At 35.5% G+C, this 24,480-nt stretch carries 23 protein-coding genes and 1 pseudogene; 1 reads left to right on the forward strand and 23 read right to left on the reverse strand.

Annotated elements, in window-relative coordinates:
* Window positions 1-24: 24 nt before the first annotated feature.
* The 3 genes from recG to BP17_RS08070 all read right to left on the reverse strand — a co-directional run bounded on the left by recG (window position 25) and on the right by BP17_RS08070 (window position 4,304).
* Window positions 25-2,073: an ATP-dependent DNA helicase RecG gene (gene recG, locus BP17_RS08060; protein ID WP_035053281.1), complete on the reverse strand. Its 2,049-nt coding sequence runs from the start codon at window positions 2,071-2,073 to the stop codon at window positions 25-27.
* 125 nt (window positions 2,074-2,198) lie between these two features.
* Window positions 2,199-3,872 (reverse strand): DAK2 domain-containing protein, encoded by a 1,674-nt coding sequence (locus BP17_RS08065; RefSeq protein WP_035053283.1) that lies wholly within the window; start codon window positions 3,870-3,872, stop codon window positions 2,199-2,201.
* 69 nt (window positions 3,873-3,941) lie between these two features.
* The gene (locus BP17_RS08070; protein WP_035053286.1) at window positions 3,942-4,304 is read right to left on the reverse strand and encodes an Asp23/Gls24 family envelope stress response protein; all 363 of its coding nucleotides are present in this window, start codon (window positions 4,302-4,304) and stop codon (window positions 3,942-3,944) included.
* Window positions 4,305-4,561: 257 nt separating this feature from the next.
* Here BP17_RS08070 and rpmB point away from each other — a divergent pair, with 257 nt between their 5' ends.
* A complete protein-coding gene (rpmB, locus tag BP17_RS08075) occupies window positions 4,562-4,750 on the forward strand; it encodes a 50S ribosomal protein L28 (protein ID WP_035053288.1) in 189 nt (62 codons plus the stop codon).
* 57 nt (window positions 4,751-4,807) lie between these two features.
* Here rpmB and BP17_RS08080 read toward each other — a convergent pair whose 3' ends face one another.
* The 20 genes and pseudogenes from BP17_RS08080 to BP17_RS08175 all read right to left on the reverse strand — a co-directional run bounded on the left by BP17_RS08080 (window position 4,808) and on the right by BP17_RS08175 (window position 24,451).
* Window positions 4,808-5,461 carry a thiamine diphosphokinase gene (locus BP17_RS08080; protein ID WP_035053291.1) on the reverse strand — a complete coding sequence of 218 codons (654 nt, stop codon included), beginning with the start codon at window positions 5,459-5,461 and terminating at the stop codon, window positions 4,808-4,810.
* Window position 5,462: 1 nt separating this feature from the next.
* Complete coding sequence (gene rpe / locus BP17_RS08085) at window positions 5,463-6,113, reverse strand: ribulose-phosphate 3-epimerase (protein ID WP_035053294.1); 651 nt, start codon at window positions 6,111-6,113, stop codon at window positions 5,463-5,465.
* 10 nt (window positions 6,114-6,123) lie between these two features.
* The gene (rsgA, locus tag BP17_RS08090) at window positions 6,124-7,032 is read right to left on the reverse strand and encodes a ribosome small subunit-dependent GTPase A (RefSeq protein WP_198022555.1); all 909 of its coding nucleotides are present in this window, start codon (window positions 7,030-7,032) and stop codon (window positions 6,124-6,126) included.
* Between the two features lie 139 nt (window positions 7,033-7,171).
* Window positions 7,172-9,163: a Stk1 family PASTA domain-containing Ser/Thr kinase gene (gene pknB / locus BP17_RS08095; RefSeq protein ID WP_035053298.1), complete on the reverse strand. Its 1,992-nt coding sequence runs from the start codon at window positions 9,161-9,163 to the stop codon at window positions 7,172-7,174.
* Window positions 9,129-9,773: pseudogene (locus BP17_RS08100) on the reverse strand (Stp1/IreP family PP2C-type Ser/Thr phosphatase); the annotation flags it as partial. The gene pknB and the pseudogene BP17_RS08100, both read right to left, overlap by 35 nt.
* A 140-nt stretch (window positions 9,774-9,913) precedes the next feature.
* A complete protein-coding gene (gene rsmB / locus BP17_RS08105) occupies window positions 9,914-11,290 on the reverse strand; it encodes a 16S rRNA (cytosine(967)-C(5))-methyltransferase RsmB (protein ID WP_035053299.1) in 1,377 nt (458 codons plus the stop codon).
* On the reverse strand, window positions 11,280-12,233 hold the full coding sequence (gene fmt, locus BP17_RS08110; protein WP_035053300.1) for a methionyl-tRNA formyltransferase: 954 nt from the start codon (window positions 12,231-12,233) through the stop codon (window positions 11,280-11,282). Before fmt ends, rsmB begins: the two co-directional genes overlap by 11 nt.
* Window positions 12,230-12,724 carry a peptide deformylase gene (gene def, locus BP17_RS08115; protein WP_035053301.1) on the reverse strand — a complete coding sequence of 165 codons (495 nt, stop codon included), beginning with the start codon at window positions 12,722-12,724 and terminating at the stop codon, window positions 12,230-12,232. Before def ends, fmt begins: the two co-directional genes overlap by 4 nt.
* Window positions 12,725-12,772: 48 nt before the next feature.
* Window positions 12,773-15,187, reverse strand: coding sequence for a primosomal protein N' (gene priA / locus BP17_RS08120; protein ID WP_035053302.1), 2,415 nt, complete (start codon window positions 15,185-15,187; stop codon window positions 12,773-12,775).
* A 14-nt stretch (window positions 15,188-15,201) separates the two neighbouring features.
* The gene (coaBC, locus tag BP17_RS08125) at window positions 15,202-16,407 is read right to left on the reverse strand and encodes a bifunctional phosphopantothenoylcysteine decarboxylase/phosphopantothenate--cysteine ligase CoaBC (RefSeq protein ID WP_035053303.1); all 1,206 of its coding nucleotides are present in this window, start codon (window positions 16,405-16,407) and stop codon (window positions 15,202-15,204) included.
* A gap of 191 nt (window positions 16,408-16,598) precedes the next feature.
* Window positions 16,599-16,814, reverse strand: a complete 216-nt coding sequence (gene rpoZ / locus BP17_RS08130; protein ID WP_035053304.1) for a DNA-directed RNA polymerase subunit omega — start codon at window positions 16,812-16,814, stop codon at window positions 16,599-16,601.
* Between the two features lie 4 nt (window positions 16,815-16,818).
* The gene (gmk, locus tag BP17_RS08135; protein WP_035053306.1) at window positions 16,819-17,433 is read right to left on the reverse strand and encodes a guanylate kinase; all 615 of its coding nucleotides are present in this window, start codon (window positions 17,431-17,433) and stop codon (window positions 16,819-16,821) included.
* 74 nt (window positions 17,434-17,507) lie between these two features.
* Entirely contained in the window at window positions 17,508-17,723 is a 216-nt protein-coding gene (locus BP17_RS08140; RefSeq protein WP_035053309.1) for a YdbC family protein, read from the reverse strand.
* A 498-nt stretch (window positions 17,724-18,221) separates the two neighbouring features.
* The gene (locus tag BP17_RS08145) at window positions 18,222-18,848 is read right to left on the reverse strand and encodes a V-type ATP synthase subunit D (RefSeq protein WP_035053312.1); all 627 of its coding nucleotides are present in this window, start codon (window positions 18,846-18,848) and stop codon (window positions 18,222-18,224) included.
* A gap of 6 nt (window positions 18,849-18,854) precedes the next feature.
* Window positions 18,855-20,231 carry a V-type ATP synthase subunit B gene (locus BP17_RS08150; protein WP_035053313.1) on the reverse strand — a complete coding sequence of 459 codons (1,377 nt, stop codon included), beginning with the start codon at window positions 20,229-20,231 and terminating at the stop codon, window positions 18,855-18,857.
* Window positions 20,224-22,008, reverse strand: a complete 1,785-nt coding sequence (locus BP17_RS08155) for a V-type ATP synthase subunit A (RefSeq protein ID WP_035053315.1) — start codon at window positions 22,006-22,008, stop codon at window positions 20,224-20,226. Before BP17_RS08155 ends, BP17_RS08150 begins: the two co-directional genes overlap by 8 nt.
* 12 nt (window positions 22,009-22,020) lie before the next feature.
* On the reverse strand, window positions 22,021-22,332 hold the full coding sequence (locus BP17_RS08160) for a V-type ATP synthase subunit F (RefSeq protein WP_035053317.1): 312 nt from the start codon (window positions 22,330-22,332) through the stop codon (window positions 22,021-22,023).
* The gene (locus BP17_RS08165) at window positions 22,322-23,326 is read right to left on the reverse strand and encodes a V-type ATP synthase subunit C (protein WP_035053320.1); all 1,005 of its coding nucleotides are present in this window, start codon (window positions 23,324-23,326) and stop codon (window positions 22,322-22,324) included. Before BP17_RS08165 ends, BP17_RS08160 begins: the two co-directional genes overlap by 11 nt.
* Window positions 23,327-23,343: 17 nt before the next feature.
* Window positions 23,344-23,925: a hypothetical protein gene (locus BP17_RS08170; RefSeq protein WP_035053322.1), complete on the reverse strand. Its 582-nt coding sequence runs from the start codon at window positions 23,923-23,925 to the stop codon at window positions 23,344-23,346.
* 49 nt (window positions 23,926-23,974) lie between these two features.
* Window positions 23,975-24,451, reverse strand: a complete 477-nt coding sequence (locus BP17_RS08175; protein WP_035053323.1) for a V-type ATP synthase subunit K — start codon at window positions 24,449-24,451, stop codon at window positions 23,975-23,977.
* Window positions 24,452-24,480: the final 29 nt, after the last annotated feature.

Below are 24,480 nucleotides of genomic sequence, written 5' to 3' on the forward strand. Positions count from 1 at the left end.
TCTACCACTAATCATGATTGAACCTCAATTAAAATCTAAACCTTCTAATGCATCAAACCCAATGGCTTCTCTAAGTGGCTGATAAAGTTCATTTGATAGAAAATCTTTTTGATTGATTAAATCACTCGCTTCTTGTCTGGCTGCTTCTAAAGCTCCAAAATCATTTACGATATCTCCTATTTTAAAATTTGGCAATCCGGATTGCTTATTGCCAAAAAGATCTCCTGGTCCTCTTAACTCTAAATCTTTTTCACTTAGTAAAAAGCCATCTGTTGTTTCTGTCATTATCTTCATGCGCTCCATCCCATTTTCTGTTTTGGGATTTGCGACAAGAACACAGTACGATTCTTTATCTCCACGACCAACGCGACCTCTCAACTGATGCAATTGAGACAGACCAAAGCGATCAGCATCATAAATAATCATGGTCGTCGCATTAGGTACGTTTACACCTACTTCAATAACAGTTGTGGAAACAAGAACTTGTATCTTTTTTTCTTTAAAATTTTCCATGATACTTTCTTTATCTCTTGATTTCATTTTTCCATGAAGCAATCCTACTTGAAAGCGACTACCGTAGTAAGCAGTTAGCTTTTCATAGATATCCGTAGCATTTTTAACATCTATACTTTCTGATTCTTCAATCAACGGGCAAATAACATATGCTTGCGACCCTTTTCTTATTTGAAATTCAATAAATTCTAATATTTTTTCAAAATTCTGAGGTTTGATCCAAGTTGTTTTAACTGGAATTCTTCCAGCAGGCATCTCATCAATAATTGAAACATCCATTTCGCCGTAAGCTGTAATTGCTAACGTTCGTGGAATTGGAGTAGCCGTCATAAATAAGACATCCGCATCTTTTCCTTTATCCCTCAATAATTTTCGTTGATTCACCCCAAAACGATGTTGTTCATCTGTGATGACTAAACCTAAGTGAGAAAAAAACACACCTTCTTGAATCAATGCATGTGTGCCTATAAGAACGTCCAATTCACCATTAGCTAATTGTTCTAAAATTATACGTCGTTCTTTTGTTTTTGTTGAGCCGGTCAGTAAAGCAATCCGGACTTCAAGAGGATCAAACAATTCTGATAGACTCTCCATATGCTGTTCAGCAAGAATTTCAGTTGGTACCATTAAAGCCGATTGGACACCCACGTTTGTAGCAGCATATAACGCGATTGCAGCAACAATTGTTTTTCCGCTCCCAACGTCTCCTTGCAGCAATCGATGCATATGGATTGGCTGTCTTAAATCGCTACAGATTTCATTTACGACTCGCTTTTGAGCTTTCGTCAATTCAAAAGGCAAGGTTTCAATAAATTTTCTCAAATCAGTCACATTATAATTGATGGAATTTCCTTTGCCCATCGCTTTTTGTTTTTTTCGGACGATCTGCATACGCATTTGATACAACAAGAACTCTTCAAAGATTACTTCTCTTCTAGCTTGATTTTTTTGTTCTTCTGAAGCTGGAAAATGCATCGCATCAATCGCGTCACGATGAGAAATCAATCGATACTTTATTCTCAACTCTGGCGGTACAACTTCTGGAATATAATCTTGGTAAAGTTTAAAGGCTTCTGTAATCAATTTCAAAATCGTGCTTTGTTTAATCGCTTTATTTGCACTATAAACTGATTCAAAATCGCTATTTTCAGAATCTGAACGAATTCCTAAAATTTTTATACCCGTTAAAATCTTTCTTTTTGCATCCCATTTACCAAATACGGCTATTTCTTCTCCTGTAACGATTTTGCTTTTTAAATAGGCTTGATTAAAAAAAGTAACCGCTATTACTGCATGGTCAATAATAAGACGAAATGATAAGCGATTTTTCTTCGGACCAAAGCGACTAATCACCGCTTCTGAAACCACGTTTCCTTTCAACGTTACTTTTTCTTGATCTCCTATCTCTAATATGTCCTTTTCCTGGATATCTTCATAACGAGTCGGATAATGAGACAGTAAATCAGAAATAGTATGGATACCTAATTGATGCAAAGCCTCTAAGCGCTTTTCTCCAACATAAGGGAGGGTAGACACAGAATCATAAATTGTTTTAGTCATATATTTTCAACAGATTTAAAGTTGTAGATTCTACTTTTCGGTCTGTCTCTTACCTCCCTTTTTAACTGACTAAAAAAGACAAAAATAGGAATGGAATAAAATCCCGATCTATTTTTGCCTTTTAATTATTCTACCGACAAGATATAAGGATAAACTGGTTGTTGACCGTCATGAATTTCTACTTCTACTTCTTTAAATAGCTTTTCAATTTCAGCAGCAATTTCAGCAGCTTCATTTTCATCGCCATCTTCTCCAAGTAAAATCGTCACAATTTCGCTATCTTTTGATATCATTTTTTTCAAGGTTTCAATCGTAACCTTTTTACGGTTTGATTGGGCTACTTTGATATCCCCTTCAATAATTCCCATAAAATCATCTTTTTTGATTTTCATTCCATTGATTTCTGTATCTCTTACTGCATTCGTAACTTGCCCACTTACAACATTTGCTAATTCACTCATCATTTCAGACTTATTCATTTCTAAATCATTGGATTCATTGAATGCTAACATTGCCGTCATGCCTTGTGATACTGTTTTACTAGGGATAACGACCACTTGCAAATCACTAACTTGAGCCGCTTGATCTGCCGCCATAAAAATATTTTTATTGTTTGGTAAAAGAATGATTTTTTCAGCATTCACTTCTTCGATTGCCTTAAGAATATCTTCTGTACTTGGATTCATTGTTTGTCCGCCACTAATGACATAGTCCACACCTAAACTTTTAAATAAATTTTGAACTCCTTCTCCTGCTGCAACTGCGATAATACCATAAGGAGTTTTAGCTTTTTTATTAATTGGTTGGTGCGACTCACTTTCAAGAATCGTTTCATGTTGAACACGCATATTATCAACTTTAATTTTAAGTAATGAACCAAATTTTTGGCCATAGTTCATTACTTCTCCAGGATGTTCTGTGTGAACATGAACCTTAACGATATCGTCATCAGAGACAACTAGCAACGAATCCCCAATATCATTTAGATGGTTGCGGAATGTGTCATAGTCAAACTCGCTGTCAACTGTTTCGCCTTTGCCAATTTCAACCATGATCTCTGTACAATACCCAAATTTGATATCTTCAGTATGGATGTGGTCGGAAACACTTTTATGATGTTCCGCATTAACTAATGCTGACATTTCTTGTGGAGAAGGTTGATTGACATCTTCTTCTATAATTTTCCCAGACAACACCTCTAAGAATCCTTCATAGATAAATAATAGACCTTGTCCACCACTATCTACAACTCCAACTTCTTTAAGTATAGGCAATAAATCAGGCGTCTTAGCCAGTGATTTTCTAGCTCCGCGTACGACAGCTTCCATAACAATGATAATATCATCTGTCTCTTTTGCTTTTTTTTCGCCAGCTTTAGCAGACTCGCGAGCTACGGTTAAGATGGTTCCTTCAACGGGTTTCATAACCGCTTTATAGGCTGTTTCAACACCTTTAGTAAAAGCTTCAGAAAAGTCTTTACTAGACAATGTTTCTTTATTTTCAATTGCTTTGCCAAAACCTCTAAATAATTGAGATAGGATAACGCCAGAATTCCCACGAGCTCCCATTAACAGACCTTTAGATAGAGCTGCTGACAAATCCCCAATACTTTCAGAAGCCGTATTAGAGACTGCTTTAGCTCCGCTAGCTAATGATAAATTCATATTGGTTCCTGTATCACCATCCGGAACTGGAAAAACATTCAATGAGTTAACATATTCCGCATTTTTAGCTAACCGATTAGCTCCTGTTGCTATCATTAAGCGAAATTGCTTACCTTCTAATTTTGTAACTTTCACTACATATATCCTCCTTAGTTACTTTTCAATAAAGTGATAGTAACTATTTCTTCTTTTATAGGTCCTCATTTAGTCATTTAGTACACGAACACCTTGAACATAAATATTTACAGTATTAGCGGTTACACCTAACATTGTTTCCAAATTGTATTTTACGATTTCTTGCACATTACGGCTAACTTCAGAAACTTTTATTCCGTAACTCACAATAATGTAGATATCAACTGCTACGCCATTATCTTCTTGGCGAACGATTACTCCACGTGAATAGTTCTCTTTTTTTAGTATATCATTCAAATTATCCCGTATTTGGCTCTTACTTGCCATACCAACGATTCCAAAAATTTCAGTTGCAGCACCACCAACAACAGTCGCAATGACTTCGTTTGAGATATCTATTGTTCCAAATTGTGTTTTGATTTTAACTGCCATGTTAAAAATCCTCCTCTTGGCTAGCACGCCATAAATTACTACTCTATATTTTATCATAGCAGACTAAATAAGAAAAGAAAAACAAAGTTTCTCTATTTCTCTCCTCATCTAAAATAATACTAGGTAACAATAAAAGGCTGTCAAGTAAATTCCCTTTAAAGAAGTTCTTGCAAAGGCAACTAAATTGTGATAAATTATTAAAGTATGAGTATTGATTGAAGCTTTGCTTCGATATATCGGCAAAGGAGGAAAGACTAATGGCTAAAGAATGTGTAATTACAGGACGTAAAGCAAGAAGCGGAAATAACCGCTCTCACGCTATGAACAAATCAAAACGTACTTGGGGTGCTAACTTACAAAAAGTTCGTATCATGATCGACGGCTCACCTCAAAAAGTTTGGGTATCTGCTCGAGCACTTAAATCTGGTAAAATTGCACGCGTATAATTTTACTTAAAAAGAACCTTTCCCGTCGTTATGGAAAAGGTTCTTTTTATTTTTTAACTAACTATCTTTACTTTGAATGACTGCTATTATTCCTGATTTAAAAGAAAATGTTACGCTATCTGAGATGAATTCATTGCTTGCTAAAGAAACCGGATGAGTAAAATTTGCATTTTTCAATTGATATTTTGCATCTTTTATTGATAGTTGCTCTACAGCAGATAAACAAGTAAAGGCAAGATACTTTTTATCTTGTTCTTTCGTTATCGTATGTGTCCCTGATAAAAAATAAGATATCGTATTCTGGATATCTATTAAGCGTATTTTTGAAGCTTGCTGAAAGATTTTTGGTTGGAAGATCATGTAGATATTATTTAATAAATGATCCATTCTTCCACCAGTTGCCCCATAAATAGAGACACTAGTTGGTGTAAATTCATCAAAAGCAATTTGGACGGCCAATTCTGTATCCGTCGCATCTTTTTCAGCTTTGTAGGTCCGAATATCAGCAACTTCTTGCTTGATTTTTCTAAATTCCTCTTTTGTAACAGAATCAAAATCACCTAAAGCTATCCTAGGAACAATGCCTTGTTCCAATAAACGTATTGCCCCTCTGTCAACACCTATCCAGATAAGGTCCTTTGAATTGATGTCTGTTAGTACTGGTATTCGTTCGCAAGGTCCACCAACCATAATCGCAAGATGCTGTTCCATCTTATCTTACCGCATCCATCAATAAGGCCATTTGATTCACAGGCTCCTCTGCATTATAAATATAAGAACCTGCTACAAAAACAGATGCGCCAGCTTCCTTACATTGTTTAGCAGTCTGTTCAGCTATTCCTCCATCAACTTGGATTTCATAAGTATAGCCTCCTTTTTCTTTTAGCTCTTTTGCTGTCTTTATTTTTTTAAGTGTTTCAGGAATAAAAATTTGTCCACCATAACCAGGATTAACGGTCATGACTAAAACCAAATCAACTAATCCTAATATATGAATCAGTGATTCAATCGGTGTGCCTGGATTAACTGCAATCCCTGCTTTAACTCCTTGATCTTTTATCAGTTGAATAACGCGATGAATATGGGGTGTACTTTCAGCATGTACTGTAATAATATCAGCCCCAGCTTTAGCAAAATTTTTAACGTGCTTTTCTGGATACTCTACCATCAAATGGCAGTCTAAAGGTAATTTTGTTACCGGGCGGATTGCAGCTACAGTATCTGCTCCAAATGTAATATTAGGGACAAAATGACCATCCATCACATCCACATGGATATAATCGGCTCCTCCATCTTCTACTAAACGAATATCTCTTGCCAAATTTGCAAAGTCCGCACTTAAAATAGATGGTGCTAGTTTCATTTCTTCATCCTCATTTCTTTTCTTTATTATTGTACCTTGGTTTACGGATTTCAATTTCATTTAAAAATTGCAAATAATGTTTATACCGGTATTCTGGTATCTTATTTAGTTCGACATCCTTTTTCACTTGACACCCTGGTTCCTTTTTATGCATACATCCTCTGAATCGACATTCATCTTGTACCTCAACAAAATCAGGGAAACAAGCAGAAAGTTCTTCAGCTTCAAGTTCTAAAAAATCGATTGAACTAAAACCAGGAGTATCTGCCACTAACCCATCGTATAAAGGCAATAACTCAACATGTCTCGTTGTATGTTTTCCTCGTCCAAGCGAGCTTGAAATTTCAGCTGTTTTTAATAATAAATCGGGGGCAATGCTATTTAATAATGTTGACTTACCAGCTCCTGATTGCCCCATAAACACGGTTAATCTATTAGGGAAATAAGAAACTAATTCCTCTAATGCTTTTTTATTGTTTTCTTGTTCAGGTACAATAATTGAATAACCAATTTTTTCATATGCTGATTGTATTTCTTTTATTTGTTGCAGGGTTTCATTCGTCAACAAATCAATTTTACTAATATAGATAATTGCTCGGATTCCTTTACTTTCTAAAGTGACCAAAAAACGATCTAATAAGTTTGTCGAAAAATTTGGTTCAACAGCTGACATAACTACAACACCTATATCAACATTTGCTACTGGTGGACGAACCAATTCGTTTTTTCTAGGCAATAATTCTTGCACTACGCCTTCTTTTAAATTTCCACTTTCAAATAGGACATAGTCGCCAACTAAAGGTGTCAACTCTCTTTTTCGAAAGTTTCCTCTACCTCTAGTCTGATAAGTTTCCCCTTTATAATAAACATAATAAAAACCACTCAATGCTTTTCTAATTTGACCTTCCGGCAATAAAATCCCTCCTAATACGTGCTCTCAGTTCTACTCTACTGAATGAATCTCAAGAAAGCAAGATTTTAATCAGACAAGGTTTATTTCTTTCATGCAAAAATTGCAGATCAAAGAACTTGAAATTAGTTCTTTGATCTGCAATTCTTTATTCCGCTGTAACATTGGTATTTTCTTCTATAACTTCTCCATCTCGTTCAATACGGTAGGATCCTGTATCGCCTTCTTGGAGAACAAATGGAATAACCGTTTCAAAATCTTCTGTGATTGTAAATTTTTGAAATTCATTCTCTAAAGTATGCTCGTTATCTTTAATGTAAATGACAACTTCATTTGGTATAGGATTCGATTCTTGAGAACTGCTTTCAGATTCTTTTGCAGACTCAGACTCTGCCTTTTCTGATTCATTCGCTTTTGGTTCAACATAAGGAATAGTTACCGTTTTTGAAAAAGTTTGTTCTGGTTCTTCTCCCAATGAAATGACGACTGAGAACGAAGCACCACTAGACAATAATTCTCCTGCTGCAGGGTCTTGCGTAATGACCTGGCCTTCTGAAACTTCTCCAGAGTAATCTTCAGTTATAGTAACTGTTAGCCCCTGTTCATTCGCATAATCTTGGACACCTTTTTCAGAATAGCCAGCTAAATCCTTCATTTCGATTTTTGCTTCACCAGTACTTACTGTTAACGTAACTGTTGTTTCACTCGGAACAACCTCTTCATCTTCATCTATACTTTGTTCAATAATTGACCCCTCTGAAAAAGTATCGCTATTCTCGTCTACCCGTTCGGTAATAAACCCTTGTTCTATAAGTTCCGCTCGAACTTCTTCATAGGGTTCACCTGTATAATCTTTAAATGAAACAGTCTCTTTCCCAGAACTGATATATAAATTCACATTGGTTTCTTCTTTAACACTTGAATTGATTTCTGGATCAGTTTTTGTAACCAACCCTTCCTCAACATCTTCGCTTGTCTCTACAGTCGTTGTATTGACATATAAATTAGCTGCTAAAAGTGCGTCTTCAGCCTCTTCTTCTGACATTCCTGCAACATCTGGTATTAACACATCTTTAGGTGCTGTAAGGGCGAATGCAACCATGCCTCCTGTGATAATAAGTAAGAGTAATAATAATCCAAGCCACATTATTTTCCGCTTTTTTTTCTTCTTTGGCTCTACTTCTTTGTCTATTTCTTTATTTTTAAGGTCAAGCTCTTTTTCTTTGACAATCGCGGTTGGGGCTATAGGTACGATTGGTTCCAATATCTTTGTCTTCTCCATTAAACTAGCTGGAGTAAATTTTGACTCTTTGATTCTTTGAGGTGATAAAGAAGTCTCTAAATCAGAAGCCATTTCTTGTACTGAACGATACCTATCAATCGTCTCTTTTGCGGTTGCTTTAAGAACAACATTTTCTAAAGACTGTGGAATACGATGATCAAAATCTTTCACTGATGGAAGAGACTCTTGAAAATGCTTTAAAGCAATCGATACCGCAGACTCGCCCTCAAAAGGAACATTACCGGTTAGCAATTCATATAGAATAATACCTAATGAATAGATATCTGATTGATTAGTGGCCATGCCTCCCCTTGCTTGTTCTGGAGAAAGGTAATGAACCGATCCTAATAAAGAATTTGTTTGAGTAATAGATGTTTGCGATAACGCTACTGCAATTCCAAAATCAGTTATTTTAACTACACCAGATTCATCAATCAAAACATTTTGGGGTTTTAAATCTCTATGGATAATGCGATTTTTATGAGCTTCTCCAACAGCCGCCAGAATTTGTCTCATAATATCGAGAACTTTTTGATAGGGTATGGGGAAATTACTATGAATATAATGCTTTAGATCCATTCCTTTAATGTACTCCATAACAATGTATTGGTTGTTTTCTTCTTCCCCAACGTCATATACACTTACAATATTAGGATGAATCAGTTCTGTAGCGGCTAACGCTTCCCTTTTGAACCGTCGGATGGTGTTTTGATCATCTCTAAAGTCAAAACGCAATACTTTAACTGCAACATCTCTTTCTAAGATTAGATCTCTTGCAAGGTAAACATTTGCCATTCCGCCAGAACCGACCGATCCAATTATTTTATAACGGCCATTCAGTTTCTTCCCCTTTTCCATGATGGTTATCCCCCCCTTCTAATTCTGTCTGTACTAACATAATTGTTATATTATCATATCCTCCACGTTCATTAGCCATTGCTATCAATGTTTCAACTTTTTCTTTAGCTGATTCTTGAGTACATAAAACACTTTTTATTTCTTGATCTTTAACCATATTTGTTAAACCATCTGAACAAAGCAGTATCTGATCATTAGGTAAAGCTGGTAGAATCGTTACATCAATATCGATTTCTTCTGTTACACCCAAAGAGCGAGTCAGTACGTTTTTTCTAGGATGATTTTCAGCATCTTCTGAAGAAATTTCACCGCTTTTTACTAGTTCATTTACTAAAGAATGGTCTTCGGTCACTTGGCTTAAGCGTCCGCCAGTATAGTGGTACCCTCTGCTATCGCCAATATTTGCAATAACAAATTCTTTATTAACCAGTGCTGTTGCAACGAGTGTCGTTCCCATTCCTTCTAAGTCAGAAAATTGACGTGATTTCTCCAAAATATGTTTATTTTCAAGACTAATACAAGTCAACATCCATTGCGTAATTTGTTCAGCATCCTGTACATCGGACTCTTCCCATGAATGCCCTAAATGTGAGACCGCCATTTCACTAGCAACATCTCCACCTCATGCCTTTCGATAATTCATTCTAAATTAAATTCAAATTGATTACTATTGCTTTATAAGTACTTATAAAAATAAAAAAACCGGGAAAAGGGTTCTTCCCGTTATATTTGTATTAGCTTTTAAGTTGGTTAATTTTGTACTTTTCTTAGACAACTAATAAAGAAGCCATCTGTTCCAAAATCATGCGGATAGAGTTGAAGAGAGCCATCTTTCAAACATCCAGATAATGATTCTTCAACTTTTATAGAGGCCTGTTCAAAGTTTTTATGCGTAGCTAGAAATTTTTCAACCGTTTCTTTATTTTCTTCATTTGTTATTGTACATGTACTATAAACTAAAAGTCCACCTACTTTTAATTTTGGAGCTACTTGTTCCAAAATTCCAAGCTGTACTTTCTGTAAGTTTAATAAATCTTTTTCCTTTTTAGTGTACTTAATATCCGGCTTACGTCTCATTAAACCTAAACCAGAACAAGGAGCATCCACTAATATACGATCAAACTGTTCATTTGGAAACACTTGATCGACATTTCTGGCATCCAATTTCATCGCTACTACAACATCTTCTATGTGCATTCTTTTAGCATTTTCAGTAATCAACGCTACTTTGTGTTCATGAAGATCAAGTGCAGTTACTTTTCCACCTGCTTCAGCAGATAAGTAAGAAGCAATATGCGTTGTTTTCCCACCAGGAGCAGCACAAGCATCCAACACTTGATGATGCGGCTCTAACTGTAAAATAGGTGCAACTAATTGAGAAGATTCATCTTGAATCGTTAATTGTCCAGATTGAAATAAAGGAGAGGAAGCAAAATGTCCACCATCACTGATGATACCAACTGAAGAAATAGCACTTTTACGAACACCAAAGCCTTCTTCTTCCATGGCTTCTATGGCTTCTTCGACCGTCAAAAATTTCTCGTTTACTCGTGCACTTGAATGACTAGGATGAAGCAAAGATTCACCCATTTTTTGAGTTTCTTCTAATCCAATATCCGCAATAAATCTTTCGACTAGCCATGTTGGCATGCTCAACTCAATACTTAATCGTTCAATGGGATCTTCAATCATCTCGATGCTAGGAAATCCTTTACGATCAGCGTTTCTTAATACCCCATTAATGAATTTACTGATTCCGATATGACCTTTTTTCTTAGCCACTTCAACAGCCTCAAACAAAATCGCATGTACCGGTATTTTATCTAAATAAATCATTTGATAGATTGATAATCTCAATAGATTTCGGACCCATACATCAATTTTTTTAGCTTCACTTAAAAACGGAGCTAAATAAAAATCCAACGTTAATTTCCGTTGCAAAACACCATATACCAATTCAGTTAACAAGCGTGCATCCGCTGCGCTTAACTTATTTTTTTGAATCGCTTCATTAATCAATAAATTCGAATACGAACCTGTCTTATCCGTCCGTTCTAAAATTGACATTGCTAAATAACGACTTGTTTTTTTCACATTTCTTTTTTGCAGATTCTCATTAGTTTCCATTTGACCCTACCTTTTCTCCAACTTTTAGTTGGCTTCCCACTCCAGTTAAAAAAGCCATGATAGTCATTTTACTTCTTCCAGCTGGTTGAACTTCATTTATTTTTACAACTGTCTGATTCCCACAAGCTAAATAGAGTCCATCTTTTTCAATTCGTACAATGACTCCAGGAGAAGCAGTTGTTTTTTCTTCAGTAGGCGTCACATCCCATAACTTCAGCCTTTTCCCCTCTGCTACCGTATAGGCTACTGGCCAAGGACGCATGCCGCGAACTTGGTAATCAACTTCAGCAGCTGTCTTAGTCCAATCGACTTCTTCTTCTTCGCGTTTAATATTAGGTGAAAACGTAACTTCTGCTTCGTTTTGTTTTACCGGTGTAATGTCTCCTGCTAATAATTTAGGTAAAGTTTCCATTAATAATTCTTTGCCTAAAAGACTTAACCGATCAAATAAAGTTCCAACATCATCATCTCGAGTAATTTCTAATGATTTCTGTAAGATAATATCTCCTGCGTCCATTTTTTTCTCCATATATATGATGGAAACCCCAGTCTCTTTTTCTCCTTGCATGAGGGCATAGTGAACTGGAGCACCGCCACGATACTTAGGCAATAATGAAGCATGCACATTAATAGCTCCATATTTAGGAGCAGCTAAGAGTTTTTGCGGCAAAAATTGTCCAAACGCTGCTGTAACGATCAAGTCTGGTTCTAATGCAATAAGTGCTTCCATTTCGGGAGAGCCTGAAATTTTTTCTGGTTGAAAAACAGGTAAATTATGTTGCATAGCAGCTGCCTTAACAGGCGAAGCTGTCAAGGTCTTCTTTCTACCCACTGGTCTATCTGGTTGTGTAACAACAGCTACGACTTGATACTCAGAATCAATTAATGCTTCTAGTATTGGAACCGAAAAAGCTGGAGTTCCCATAAATATGATTTTTGTCATTCTAAGTTCGCCTCCATATAGTTTTCTAAATCTTCTGGTTTAATTTTTTGAATAATTTTATCAGTGAATAATTTTCCATCTAAGTGCTCTAGCTCATGCTGAAAAGCGCGGGAGAGGTAGTCATCCGCTTCTACTTCAAATTCATCCCCATTACGGTCGTAGTACCTTAAAACAATTGTATCTGCTCTTTTTATCGTCCCGTATACTTCTGGAAAACTCAAACAACCTTCAACATCTATCGTCTCTCCGGTTGCTTGTATAATACGTGGATTAATCATTTCAAATAAGCCTGATTCTTCATCAATTTCGACTATTGCTAATCTAAGATTGCTATTTACCTGTGGAGCGGCAATCCCAATTCCATCACTAGCAACCATTGTTTCATACATATCTTCTAATAATTGAATCATTTCATCTGTAATTTCATCTACTTCTTTGGTAGGAGTAGTCAACATTGGATCAGGGTATTTTAAAATTGGTAATACAGGCATGATTGACCTACTTTCTTTTTATTCTTTGGGCAAGTGAAAATTAATCTGTTAAACAAAATTCATCGGTTCAGAGTCAATGGCAATTTGTAGTCCTTTAACCATTTCTTTTTGGGAGTCCATTAGAATCGTTTGTAGAATAGCTTTTAAATGCGGTTCACTTTTATATTTGATGATTGTTTGATAATAATAACGATTATTGATACGGGCAACTGCTTTTGGTGTTGGACCCAACAGGATAGTCTCAGACTGTAACTGAGGTTTAATAATTTGAACAATTTGCTGCATTTTTTTTGCCGCTGTAAGTTCTTCTTCGTGACTAGTTGTAATCAGAATCGTGTAGAAATAAGGCGGATAGTTTCCTCGATGCCTTAACGACATCTCTTTTTTATAAAACGCATCATAATCATGTTCTTTTGCTAACTGAATCGCATAATGTTCAGGATTAAACGTCTGAACGATTACTTCTCCAGTCAGCTCAGCTCTACCAGCACGTCCACTCACTTGAGTCAACAATTGAAAGGTCCGCTCACTCGCTCTAAAGTCAGGCAGACCTAATCCTGTATCGGCATTCAGAACCCCAACAAGTGTAATATTTGGAAAATCCAACCCTTTTGCAATCATTTGCGTTCCTAATAAAATATCCGCTTCACCATTTCCAAAAGAAGCTAGCAATTTTTCATGCGCGCCTTTTTTTCTGGTTGTATCAACATCCATTCGGATCACTTTTGCTCCTGGTAAAACATCTCTCAGTTCTTCTTCAATTTTTTGTGTTCCAGTACCATAATACCGAATTTTATTTCCTTTGCAACTTGGGCAAGTATGCGGTATTTTTTCCTCATGACCACAATAATGGCATTTCATTGTCTTTGTGTCCATATGCAGTGTTAATGAAATATCACAATTTGGACAAGGCAAAACAAATCCGCAATCCCGGCACATTACAAAAGATGAATAGCCGCGTCGATTCAATAATAAAACGATTTGTTCTTTTTTTTCTATCCGATCACGGATTTTTTCTTGTAAAAGAATTGAAAAACTACTGCGGTTTGCTTGCTTAATTTCTTCTCTCATATCTACAATCTCAACAGCAGGTAATTCTTTTTTGTTGATTCGAGTTGGCAATTCCAATAGTGTATAAACCTTTTTTTGAGCCCTAGCCCTTGATTCTAATGAAGGCGTAGCGCTCCCCAAGATGACCGGACAATGGTGGTAATTCGCTCTCCAAATTGCTACATCTCTAGCATGATACCTTGGATTTTCATCTTGCTTGTACGTTGCTTCATGCTCTTCATCAATAATGATGACGCCAATATTTTTAACTGGTGCAAAGATAGACGAACGAGCACCTACTACTACACGTGCTTCACCACGTTCGATTTTTCGCCATTCATCATATTTTTCGCCTACAGATAAACCACTGTGCAACACGGCTACTTCTTCGCCAAATCGTCCTTTAAAATGATTGACCATTTGAGGAGTCAAAGCTATTTCGGGCACTAACATCAAAGCACTTTTATTATCTTTGAGTGTTTGAGCAATAGTCTGCAAATAAATTTCAGTCTTACCGCTACCGGTTACTCCCTTTAACAAGAATACTTCAGTTCGTTCCTCAGCTACAGCTTTTAAAATAGGCTGAATTACTTTTTCTTGTCCTTCATTTAGTTGAAAAGATACTGTCTGTTTAAACGAATGATTTTTGAATGGATCACGATAGACCTCGACTTCTTTAATTGTTAACCAATCTTTCTTTTCACCTGCTCGAATATCAGCAGCAGTAAGCAGGGTTGTTGCAGTAATTTCGCTCACACTAATTGTTTGATCATTTAATGATTGCATAACTTCTAATAGCAACCGCTGTTTTGGTCCTCTCTTACCTAAAGCAATTTTTTCATTTTCTAATTGTTCAAAGGATAATTTAGCTTGGAACATCCTTTTCTTTTTTGTTTTTGCTTGATTTTTCACTTCATAAACAACTTCAACTGCATCTTTCTTCTTCAGTTCAACAAGTTGTGGCAAAATAGCTCTATCTTCAGCTTCTTCCCAAGTGATTTCATTTTTCCCTTTAAATAAGTCAAAAAATAAATCTTCAGGTATTTCATCGATCAATCGGATTTTTTTTTCATATTTTGCTTTTAAAATAGCAGGCAGCATTGTCTGGTAACAGGTTATTTGAAAAGCATAAGTTTTATGTGCCATCGCTTTTCCTAGGAGCAACATTTCTTCGTCAAGAACGGCTGTTAAATCCATTAAACCAACAATTGATTTTAACTCGCCTTCATAATCGGTTGAGTGAGTAATCTCTACTACGAAGCCTTGGACTTGCCTCGTACCTTTGCCAAAAGGAACCGCTACACGCATTCCTTGAACAATATCTTGTTCAAATTCTTCTGGAATACGATAATCATAAGGTTTATTTGTTTGCATTGTTGGAACATCCACAATCACTTTAGCAATTGAAACCACTCATTCTCACACCTTTATTTTTTCATTTTAGTAAGGGCTACTGCTAGAATTTTTTCAGCTATTACCTGCTTACTATTTACTGCTAATTCAATCGTTTCTTCATCCAGCATAAAAATAGAAACTTCATTTGTATCTTTATTGAACCCTGCATTTGGTTTAGACACATCATTAGCCACGATCATATCTGCTTTTTTATCAATTAATTTTCTTCTAGCATATTCTTCTACATCATGTGTTTCAGCAGCAAAACCAATTAAAAATTGATCTTTTTTCTGAGTACCTAGAGTAGCTAAGATATCTGTGTTTTTCACTAATTGAAGAACCATTTCTTGTTCGTTTTTCTTGATTTTTTTAGTTGAAACATCTCTTGGACGATAATCTGATACTGCTGCAGCCATAATAACGATTGCGGCTTTTTCAAACTCAGCATTTACAGCTTGATGCATTTGGTCAGCAGTTTCAACAGGTATTAAGGTCACCCCATAAGGTGCCTTCAGGACAGTAGAAGTAGAAATCAAATGAACTTCTGCTCCTAAATTGCGTGCAGCAATAGCTAAGCTATATCCCATTTTACCTGAAGAATCATTTGTAATGTATCGGACAGGATCGATTCTTTCTTTTGTTCCACCTGCTGTGATTACGACTTTTTTATTTTTCAATGGCAAATTTATTTCTAAGTTTAATAAAAATTCTTGAATTGTATCAATAATTTTACTTGGCTCAGGAAAACGGCCTTTCCCTTCATATCCCTCAGCTAAAAAACCAGTTTCAGGTTCCATAATAAAATGTCCGTCATTTTCTAACATCTTAATATTTCTTATCGTTGCTGCATTTTCTAGCATATGCTGATTCATAGTAGGAACAATAAAAACAGGTGCGGTCGTAGCCATTAATGCAGTGGAAACAAAATTATCTGCAATGCCATTTGCAATTTTAGCCAGACTATTAGCTGTTGCTGGTGCTACAACTGCTAAGTCCGACCAATCTGCTAAATAGATATGGCTAACCTTATCTCCTTCACGTTCATCAAATGTATCTATATATACATGGTGCTTACTTAATATTTGAAAAGTCAGTGGTGTCACAAATTCAGTTGCCGACTTTGTCATGGCTACACGAACAGTAGCCCCTGCTTTTATTAAGCGTCTTACCAAGTCAGCAGCTTTATAAACTGCAATTCCTCCGGTAACATACACAACGACTTTCTTCCCTTTTAACAACTGGCATTCCTCCTGATAGAGCCTCGAAATAAATGATGCTTCTCTTCTTTATATTTTACTAGAAATAGAACCGTTTGTCTTAACTATCCTATAATTCATCGTATTAAACCATCCTGCTCTCATTAATTTTCAATAAAAAAGTGCTTCAAAGTAAGAAATACATTACTTTGAAGCACTTTAAGTTGGATATCTTATTCTTCTGGTCCAACGGTTGAAGGATCAATAACTAAATCGCCATTAATAATTTCTTCTAAAGCACGCCCAACATTCTTGTGTGACTGATATTTTTCTAACATTGGCATAGAACCTCCATCAAGTTCATGAGCTCGTTTGCTTGCTAGTGTAACCAATGAATACTTGGACTCAATTTTTTCTAATAAATTATCAATAGATGGTTCTAACATCATGATTTTACAGCTCCTCAATCATTTTTTTATATCGTTGTATCACGCGTGAAACTTTTAAGTGTTCACTTTCAATGATTTGCTTAATTTTTCTTACAGCATTTTCAACTTGGTCGTTTTCAACTGCATAATCATAATAACGCATTAAATCAATTTCTTCAATTGCTTTTGTCATCCGTTGTTCAATTATAGCCATTTCATCTGTCCCACGGCCAATAATTCGAGATTTTAACTCTTTTAAATCTGGTGGTGTTAAAAAGATAAATATTCCTTCAGGCATTTTTTCACGAACTTGAAGGGCTCCTTGAACTTCTATTTCTAAAAATACGTCCTTGCCACTTTGTAGCGTTTTTTCAACATATCCAAGAGGAGTCCCATAGTAGTTCCCTACATATTCAGCATATTCCAATAACCCTCCACTTTCAATCAAAGCTTCAAATTCTTCTTTTGTACTGAAAAAGTAATCTATTCCATCTCTTTCGCCTACTCTTTTTTTTCGAGTTGTCATTGAAATTGAATAATCAAAATCATTGTCCTCACTCTCAAATATTGCCTGTCTTACTGTCCCTTTTCCTACTCCAGATGGTCCAGAAAGAACAATTAAAAGTCCCCGTTCAGTCATGTCAAAATCCTTCCTATCATCAAAATGTTCGAAATATACTCACCCATTATCAAGATTCAACAAATTTCATCGTGTTAAGCATTTAAAAATTGTTTAAAAACAGCTAATTCTTCATTTGTTAATGTAATACCTTTTCCCATTTTTTCATGGTCAGGGCTCCAGTCACGAATGTCGAATTTAGGGGAATTCTCGTTCCAACGCACTAAATTTAATTCTTTACGCCATCCTTTAGTGTTTTCAGAAAGAACAGCTAATTCTTCCACTATCTCAAATGAAAATTTCTGATTCATTATAGACACCTCAACAATCTAAACTACTTTTCTTTTTTATCTGTTAGAGATAACTTATTCTCCAGTTTAGCATAAATTTCTATTTTCTTATAGCTTTTTATTTTTTAGAAATTACTTTTAAAAATATTTCGTTTTTTTCAAGCCTATACCGATTTATAATGGCTGTATAATTTTTGGTGTGGATGAAGAAATTAATTAAATGACTAACTCAAAATTTTTGGAGGAATAGGGTTGATTGTAGCCGCGCGTTGTATTCAATGAGAATTACAAAACGTTGGCGCTTTAGCGCAATTACGGTTTGTTTGAAGCTTGAAAGTCTGCAAGACTTCTTTTTAGGCTTCAGACGTTCCCATGGTTTCGCAAGCAAATCCGTACATTCCGGGAAAAAAATTTGTTTTGAAGCACCCACACTATTTGTTGAACAACCTTTATAATTTCAAAAAAAAGAACGTTGAATCAAGGATAGAATTCTTGATTCAACGTCTATTTTGGACTTTTTTAACCCATATCTTTAACTTTCATTAAACGAGTGATTGCGGCTCTTTCACTTTCATCTAATTTCATTTGTATAAAATAGATGGTTTCTTGATAACGAGGAATCGTCATATATTCAAGAGCGTTAACTCGGCGACGAGTCTTTTCTATTTCATTCGCCATTAATTGACATGTTTTTTCTATTTCAGATAATTCTAATAGTTGCACCATTACATCTGACATTTGCTCAATAGATGTATCTAACGAGCTGTTAGAATTAAGGTAGCCATAAAATATTTCGTCTGATTCTTCATCATCTTTATAATTGAAATTCATTACTGGTACTTTTACACTCATAATGTTTTTTTCATAAAGATCAAGACTGACGCTTCTAGGCGGGATAACTATTAATTCTTCAATAAATTTTTCATTCAATAGCGCTTTTGCCATAACGAAAGACTGCATAGCTTTTGTTAACTTTTCTTCAACTTCTGTACGCAAATCATTATTTTTCCGAATAAGTAAGATAAATTGTCTCATCAGTTCATCTTGCTTATCCTTTAATAATTTATGTCCTCGAGTTGCTGTGCTTAGTCTACCTTTTAATGTCGCTAGTTCCATCCTTGTAGGGTTGACATTTAATTTCACCATTTAGACTTACTCCCCTTTCGGCAGGTATTCGTCTAACATATCGTCTTTAATTCGTTTCAATTCAGTTCTTGGCAGAATAGATAATAATTCCCATCCTAGATCCAAAGTCTCATCAATTGTACGATTTGTATAGTTTCCTTGATTTACATATTCTTTTTCAAAGCGATTTGCAAATTCTGCAAACATTTTATCTTCTTCTGACAATGCTGAATCTCCTAAAACGACTGCTAATTCTTTAGCTTGTTTTCCTTGAGCATAAGCAGCAAATAATTGATTCATTGTAGCGGCATGATCTTTTCTCGTTTTGCCTTCACCAGTTCCTTTGTCTTTTAGACGAGAAAGAGATTGCAATGCATCGATTGGAGGTTGAACACCACTATTGTATAAATCACGTGACAATATTATTTGACCTTCCGTGATATATCCAGTTAAATCAGGAATTGGATGTGTTTTATCATCTTCCGGCATCGTTAAGATAGGAATCTGCGTAACTGATCCTTTTCCTCCGACTAAACGACCAGCTCTTTCATATAAAGTTGCCAAGTTTGTATATAGGTATCCTGGGTAACCACGACGACCTGGAACTTCACGTCTAGCTGCTGAAATTTCACGTAATGCTTCACAGTAGTTTGTCATATCAGTCATAATAACCAATACATGCATGTCTTTTTCATAAGCTAAATATTCAGCTGCTGTCAATGCCATTTTAGGTGTTGCGATCCGTTCAATAGCTGGATCATCTGCTAAATTCACAAACATAACAGAGCGGTCGATAGCTCCTGTTTTACGGAAATCTTCCATAAAGAATTCAGCTTCTTCAAAAGTAATCCCAATAGCTGCAAATACAACAGCAAACTTTTCATCTGAATTTTTTACAGTAGCTTGACGAGCAATTTGTGCAGCTAATTCTTTATGTGGCAGACCAGAACCTGAGAATACTGGTAACTTTTGTCCTCGAACCAATGTATTCAAATGATCGATAGAAGAAATACCTGTTTGAATAAACTCATCTGGATAGTCACGTGCCATTGGGTTGATTGCTTCACCATTAATATCTAACGTTTTTTCAGGAATCAATTCTGGGCCACCATCATTTACGCGTCCCATTCCATCAAACACACGTCCAACCATATCTTCAGAAACATCTAACGATAAAGGTCTTCCAAGAAAACGAACTTTAGTATCTTGCAAGTTGATCCCACTTGATCCTTCAAAGATTTGAACCATGGCTTTATCGCCATCAATTTCAAGAACTTGTCCACGTCTTTTTTCACCATTTTGCATTTGTATTTCAACTAACTCATCGAATTTGACACCTTCTACGCCTTCAACGGCCATCAAGGGTCCTACGACTTCATTTATTGTACGATATTCTTTAAGCATTTGTTTCCATACCTCCTTCTGAAACAACTACATGAATAGCTTCTTTGATGTCATTTCTTAATGCTTCAAATTTAGCAATTTGATCTTCAGGGAAGTATTTAGATTTAGCAATCTGCTCACGAGCAGCTGCCGTACCTTTTCTGATTTCAGCGAAATAAGCACCAAGTTCCATACCAGCTCTTGCTTCATCTTCAAAACTCAAGATAGTAGCCAACATTTCATATTGTTTTTCTCTTGATGTATAAGTATCTATATCATCAAAAGCGTTTTGTTGTAGAAAATCTTCACGAATCATTTTAGCAGTTTCTAATTTCAAACGGTCTTTTTCTGATAAAGAATCTACCCCAACTAGTCGAACAATTTCTTCTAATTCAGATTCATCTTGCAGAAGTAATTTTGTTCTTGTAACCATACCTGACCAATCTTTGCCTAAAAGATTTCCAATGTATTCATTCAATTCATTAGAATATAACGAATAAGACGTTAGCCAATCGATAGATGGAAAATGACGTTTTTGAGCTAATAGATTATCCAAACTCCAGAATACTTTTACTACTCGTAATGTATTTTGTGTTACCGGCTCAGATGTATCTCCTCCAGGAGGGGATACTGCTCCAATAGCTGTTATACTTCCTTCACGACCTTCTGAACCTAAAGTGATTACTTTACCTGCACGTTCATAATATTCTGCAATACGACTACCTAGATATGCTGGGTAACCTTCATCCCCTGGCATTTCTTCTAAACGACCAGACATTTCACGTAAAGCTTCTGCCCAACGAGAAGTCGAATCCGCCATGATAGCTACACTGTAACCCATGTCACGGAAATACTCTGCAATCGTGATTCCTGTATAAATTGAAGCTTCACGAGCCGCAACAGGCATATTAGACGTATTGGCAATCAAAATAGTTCTTTCCATGATAGATTCACCCGTATTAGGATCAATTAGTTCTGGAAATTCATTGATTACGTCCGTCATTTCATTTCCACGTTCACCACAACCTACATAAACAACTAAATCAACATCAGCCCATTTAGCGATTTGGTGTTGCACAACTGTTTTACCGGCACCAAAAGGACCCGGTACAGCTGCTGATCCACCTTTAGCAACTGGAAATAGTGTATCAATAACACGTTGTCCTGTTACCATTGGTTCAACTGGATTTAATTTTTTAGCCGTTGGACGACCTTGTCGAACAGGCCATTTTTGCATCATGGTAAACTCTTTTACGCCTTCATCTGTTTCGATACTATAAATAGTATCATGAATAGTAAATTGACCTTGTTCAATTGATTTAATCGTTCCTTCAATACCATGTGGAACCATGATTTTATGAGAAATAACTTTAGTTTCTGGAACAGAACCCACGATGTCTCCTGTAGATACTTTTTGTCCAACTGTAACGGTTGGGGTAAATTCCCATTTTTTTGAACGATCTAACGGTTCAATGCTTACTCCTCTAACTAAATAGTTACTTTCGGTCTTTTCCATAAATTTATCTAAAGGACGTTGAATTCCGTCAAACATTTGTGCAATCATTCCAGGCGCTAATTCAACAGATAACGCATCTCCTGTCGTTTCAACTGGTTCCCCAGGTCCAATCATAGATGTTTCTTCATAGACTTGAATAGAGGCTACATTGCCGCGCATTTCAATAATTTCGCCGATTAGGCCTAGTTTTCCGACTTTACAAATATCTTGAATATTCGCTTCTTCCATTCCTTCAGCTGTAACTAAAGGACCGGAAACACTAACGATTCTTCCTATTTTCAAACTCGTAACCTCCTATAAAATATTTTGTCCAACCGCTTTTTCAACATTTTCTTGAATGCGGTTTTTACCGATATCTAGTGATCCTAAATGATTTGGAATCAGTATCACAGCAGGTGAAATCACTTCATCATATCGTTTTATAGTATCTGGAATCAATTTACCTAATGGTTCCGTCAAATAGATAACACCATAATTTTCTGATGCTAAACAATCGATTGTTTTTCTAGCTTCTTTAGCTTCAGATGCGAAAAAAACATCAAAACCTAAGATTTTAAATGGCAAGATAGAATCTTTATCTCCGACCACACCGATTTTATGAGACATAGTTTGTTCGCATCCTTTCTCTAATAGCTGAAATTGGAAGATCATTCTCTTTGCCAACTAGTATCAGTCTTAAATTCTTCACTTCATTCTCTTTAGCATAAAGATAAGCGATAATTGGTAATGGTCCAAAAACTTCAAGTTTAGCAGCTTTTATTAAATTAATGAAAGCATTATCTGTTTCTAAATCTATTTTTTCAGGTGATAATTCACTTGTCTTATCGTCAATTGACGATAAAATAATCGCTTTATATTTAGATTCAGCAAGTTTTTTTCCTGCACTAACTAAATCATCTGCTCCCATTTGAACGAGTTGATCTTTAGGTATCGTCCCTGAACTAGATAGAATAGTTGTTAAAAAATTACGCGTTCTTTTTTGACGAATGGCTCTTGTTAAAGTAGATAAATTATTCATATCAATATAAAAAGTTATTATATCTAAAATTTTAGCGTCGTTTATATTTTCTGCAATGTGTCTTAAATGAGTAAAGTAACGACGATCAAGAATAATATCGATGGATTGACTATTTTTATATTCCTCATAATCATCCATTGCCTCTTTGATACTGATTAAATAATCTTCATTCAAATCATTCGATCTTTTTGTTTCAACGGCTTGTTTTAATACTGAAATAGGTTCTTTGCCAATATCTATAAGCAATGATTCAAAATTTTCTCCAGTAACTTTTTCTTTTAATAAAACTTTTAAATTATGATAAGAATAGCGCAATGAAAACAACTCAATTAAATCAAGATTAGGAGTAATTTTAAATAAATCAGTATAGACAGACTGCAATTCATTCATCAATAGCGTATCGTAATTCTTAGTCTCCTTTAACTCTTCAACATCATTTCGATAAGGAGTATCTTTTAACAGATTTACCGCTTCTTCAAAACTATTGGCTTGTAACATCCGTTCATATTGATCATTTCTAAGGAGACTGCTCTCATATACACGGACCCGTGTATTTGCGCCAACAAAGTCTGTTGATTCCATTATTTCCTCTCCTTTTTTTAATCAAATAATTTTTTTGAAACTGATGAAACAAGTTGTCCCTTAATGTCTTTGATCAATTCATCAAAAAGATAATTGTATTGTATCCCATTTTTTTTAAGAATGAAGCCATTCTTTTTAGAAATGACTTCAGTTGAAGATTCAATATTAGCTACTTTTTTGGCTGTATTATTAATCCAGTCAGTTGATACTTTATCTACCGAATTTTGACCTAATACCAATTCAATAGATTCACTATTTTTATGCTGCTGTAAAACCAGCAATAAAAATTGTTGAAATTCTGAATCTGTCCATTGATTCATTTGTTTTTCAGCTTCATTAAAAGCTGCTCTTAACACTTTTTGTTTTTCAGAAAGTATTTGATCTCTTTTATTGATTTGAAGCGTATGTTTATCTTGTTCAAATTGTCTTGCCAAACGAGAATCGATTAAAGTTACTTGTTTGGCTTTTTCTTCAGCTAACTTATCATCTGATTCTGATTGCATTTTTACATTTTCAGCTTCGGCTTTTTTTATTTTATCTTGCACTCCAGCTTTTTTATTTTCAATTAAACGGTCTGTTAATAATTTCAAATCTGACATTTTCCCGCCTCCATTCTTTCTCTTTTTACAATAAATGGAATTATTATTATTAAGCGTTAAATATCATTAGGAATGAAATAACGAAACCTAAAATTGCATACGTTTCAACCATGGCTGCAAATACGATTCCTTTAGTAGCATGTTCTGGTCTTTTTGCTAAAATTTGGATACCTGCTGCTGCTACACGCCCTTGAGCTATACCAGAAGTTAATCCTGTAAAAGCAATTGGTAGTGACGCCATAAACATGTACATACCTTCAACCAAGGTTGTATCAAACCCAGTGTTTAAATAAATTAAGAAAGCAATAACAAATCCGTATAATCCTTGTGTCCCTGGTAATAGCATTAAAATTAAAGATTGACCGAATTTTTCTGGTTGTTCAGTTACTAAAGCAGCAGCTGCCTCACCAGCAATACCGACACCTTTAGCTGACCCTGTTCCTGCAAATAATGTAGCAAACGCAACACCTAAAGCTGCAAATACTATTCCACCGTTTTCACTAAAAAAAGTTACCCAATTTTCCATTATAAAATTCCTCCATTAATATTCATTTT

It is taken from the genome of Carnobacterium pleistocenium FTR1, assembly GCF_000744285.1.
GTDB classification, from domain to species: domain Bacteria; phylum Bacillota; class Bacilli; order Lactobacillales; family Carnobacteriaceae; genus Carnobacterium_B; species Carnobacterium_B pleistocenium.

What these genes read in the sequence shown, in the direction of transcription:
- recG (WP_035053281.1), bottom strand. Translation starts at nt 2,073, where the DNA reads ATGACTAAAACAATTTATGATTCTGTGTCTACCCTCCCTTATGTTGGA.
- BP17_RS08070 (WP_035053286.1), bottom strand. Translation starts at nt 4,304, where the DNA reads ATGGCAGTTAAAATCAAAACACAATTTGGAACAATAGATATCTCAAAC.
- rpmB (WP_035053288.1), top strand. Translation starts at nt 4,562, where the DNA reads ATGGCTAAAGAATGTGTAATTACAGGACGTAAAGCAAGAAGCGGAAAT.
- BP17_RS08080 (WP_035053291.1), bottom strand. Translation starts at nt 5,461, where the DNA reads ATGGAACAGCATCTTGCGATTATGGTTGGTGGACCTTGCGAACGAATA.
- rpe (WP_035053294.1), bottom strand. Translation starts at nt 6,113, where the DNA reads ATGAAACTAGCACCATCTATTTTAAGTGCGGACTTTGCAAATTTGGCA.
- pknB (WP_035053298.1), bottom strand. Translation starts at nt 9,163, where the DNA reads ATGGAAAAGGGGAAGAAACTGAATGGCCGTTATAAAATAATTGGATCG.
- rsmB (WP_035053299.1), bottom strand. Translation starts at nt 11,290, where the DNA reads ATGGAAACTAATGAGAATCTGCAAAAAAGAAATGTGAAAAAAACAAGT.
- fmt (WP_035053300.1), bottom strand. Translation starts at nt 12,233, where the DNA reads ATGACAAAAATCATATTTATGGGAACTCCAGCTTTTTCGGTTCCAATA.
- def (WP_035053301.1), bottom strand. Translation starts at nt 12,724, where the DNA reads ATGCCTGTATTACCAATTTTAAAATACCCTGATCCAATGTTGACTACT.
- rpoZ (WP_035053304.1), bottom strand. Translation starts at nt 16,814, where the DNA reads ATGATGTTAGAACCATCTATTGATAATTTATTAGAAAAAATTGAGTCC.
- gmk (WP_035053306.1), bottom strand. Translation starts at nt 17,433, where the DNA reads ATGACTGAACGGGGACTTTTAATTGTTCTTTCTGGACCATCTGGAGTA.
- BP17_RS08140 (WP_035053309.1), bottom strand. Translation starts at nt 17,723, where the DNA reads ATGAATCAGAAATTTTCATTTGAGATAGTGGAAGAATTAGCTGTTCTT.
- BP17_RS08145 (WP_035053312.1), bottom strand. Translation starts at nt 18,848, where the DNA reads ATGGTGAAATTAAATGTCAACCCTACAAGGATGGAACTAGCGACATTA.
- BP17_RS08150 (WP_035053313.1), bottom strand. Translation starts at nt 20,231, where the DNA reads ATGCTTAAAGAATATCGTACAATAAATGAAGTCGTAGGACCCTTGATG.
- BP17_RS08160 (WP_035053317.1), bottom strand. Translation starts at nt 22,332, where the DNA reads ATGTCTCATAAAATCGGTGTGGTCGGAGATAAAGATTCTATCTTGCCA.
- BP17_RS08165 (WP_035053320.1), bottom strand. Translation starts at nt 23,326, where the DNA reads ATGGAATCAACAGACTTTGTTGGCGCAAATACACGGGTCCGTGTATAT.
- BP17_RS08170 (WP_035053322.1), bottom strand. Translation starts at nt 23,925, where the DNA reads ATGTCAGATTTGAAATTATTAACAGACCGTTTAATTGAAAATAAAAAA.
- BP17_RS08175 (WP_035053323.1), bottom strand. Translation starts at nt 24,451, where the DNA reads ATGGAAAATTGGGTAACTTTTTTTAGTGAAAACGGTGGAATAGTATTT.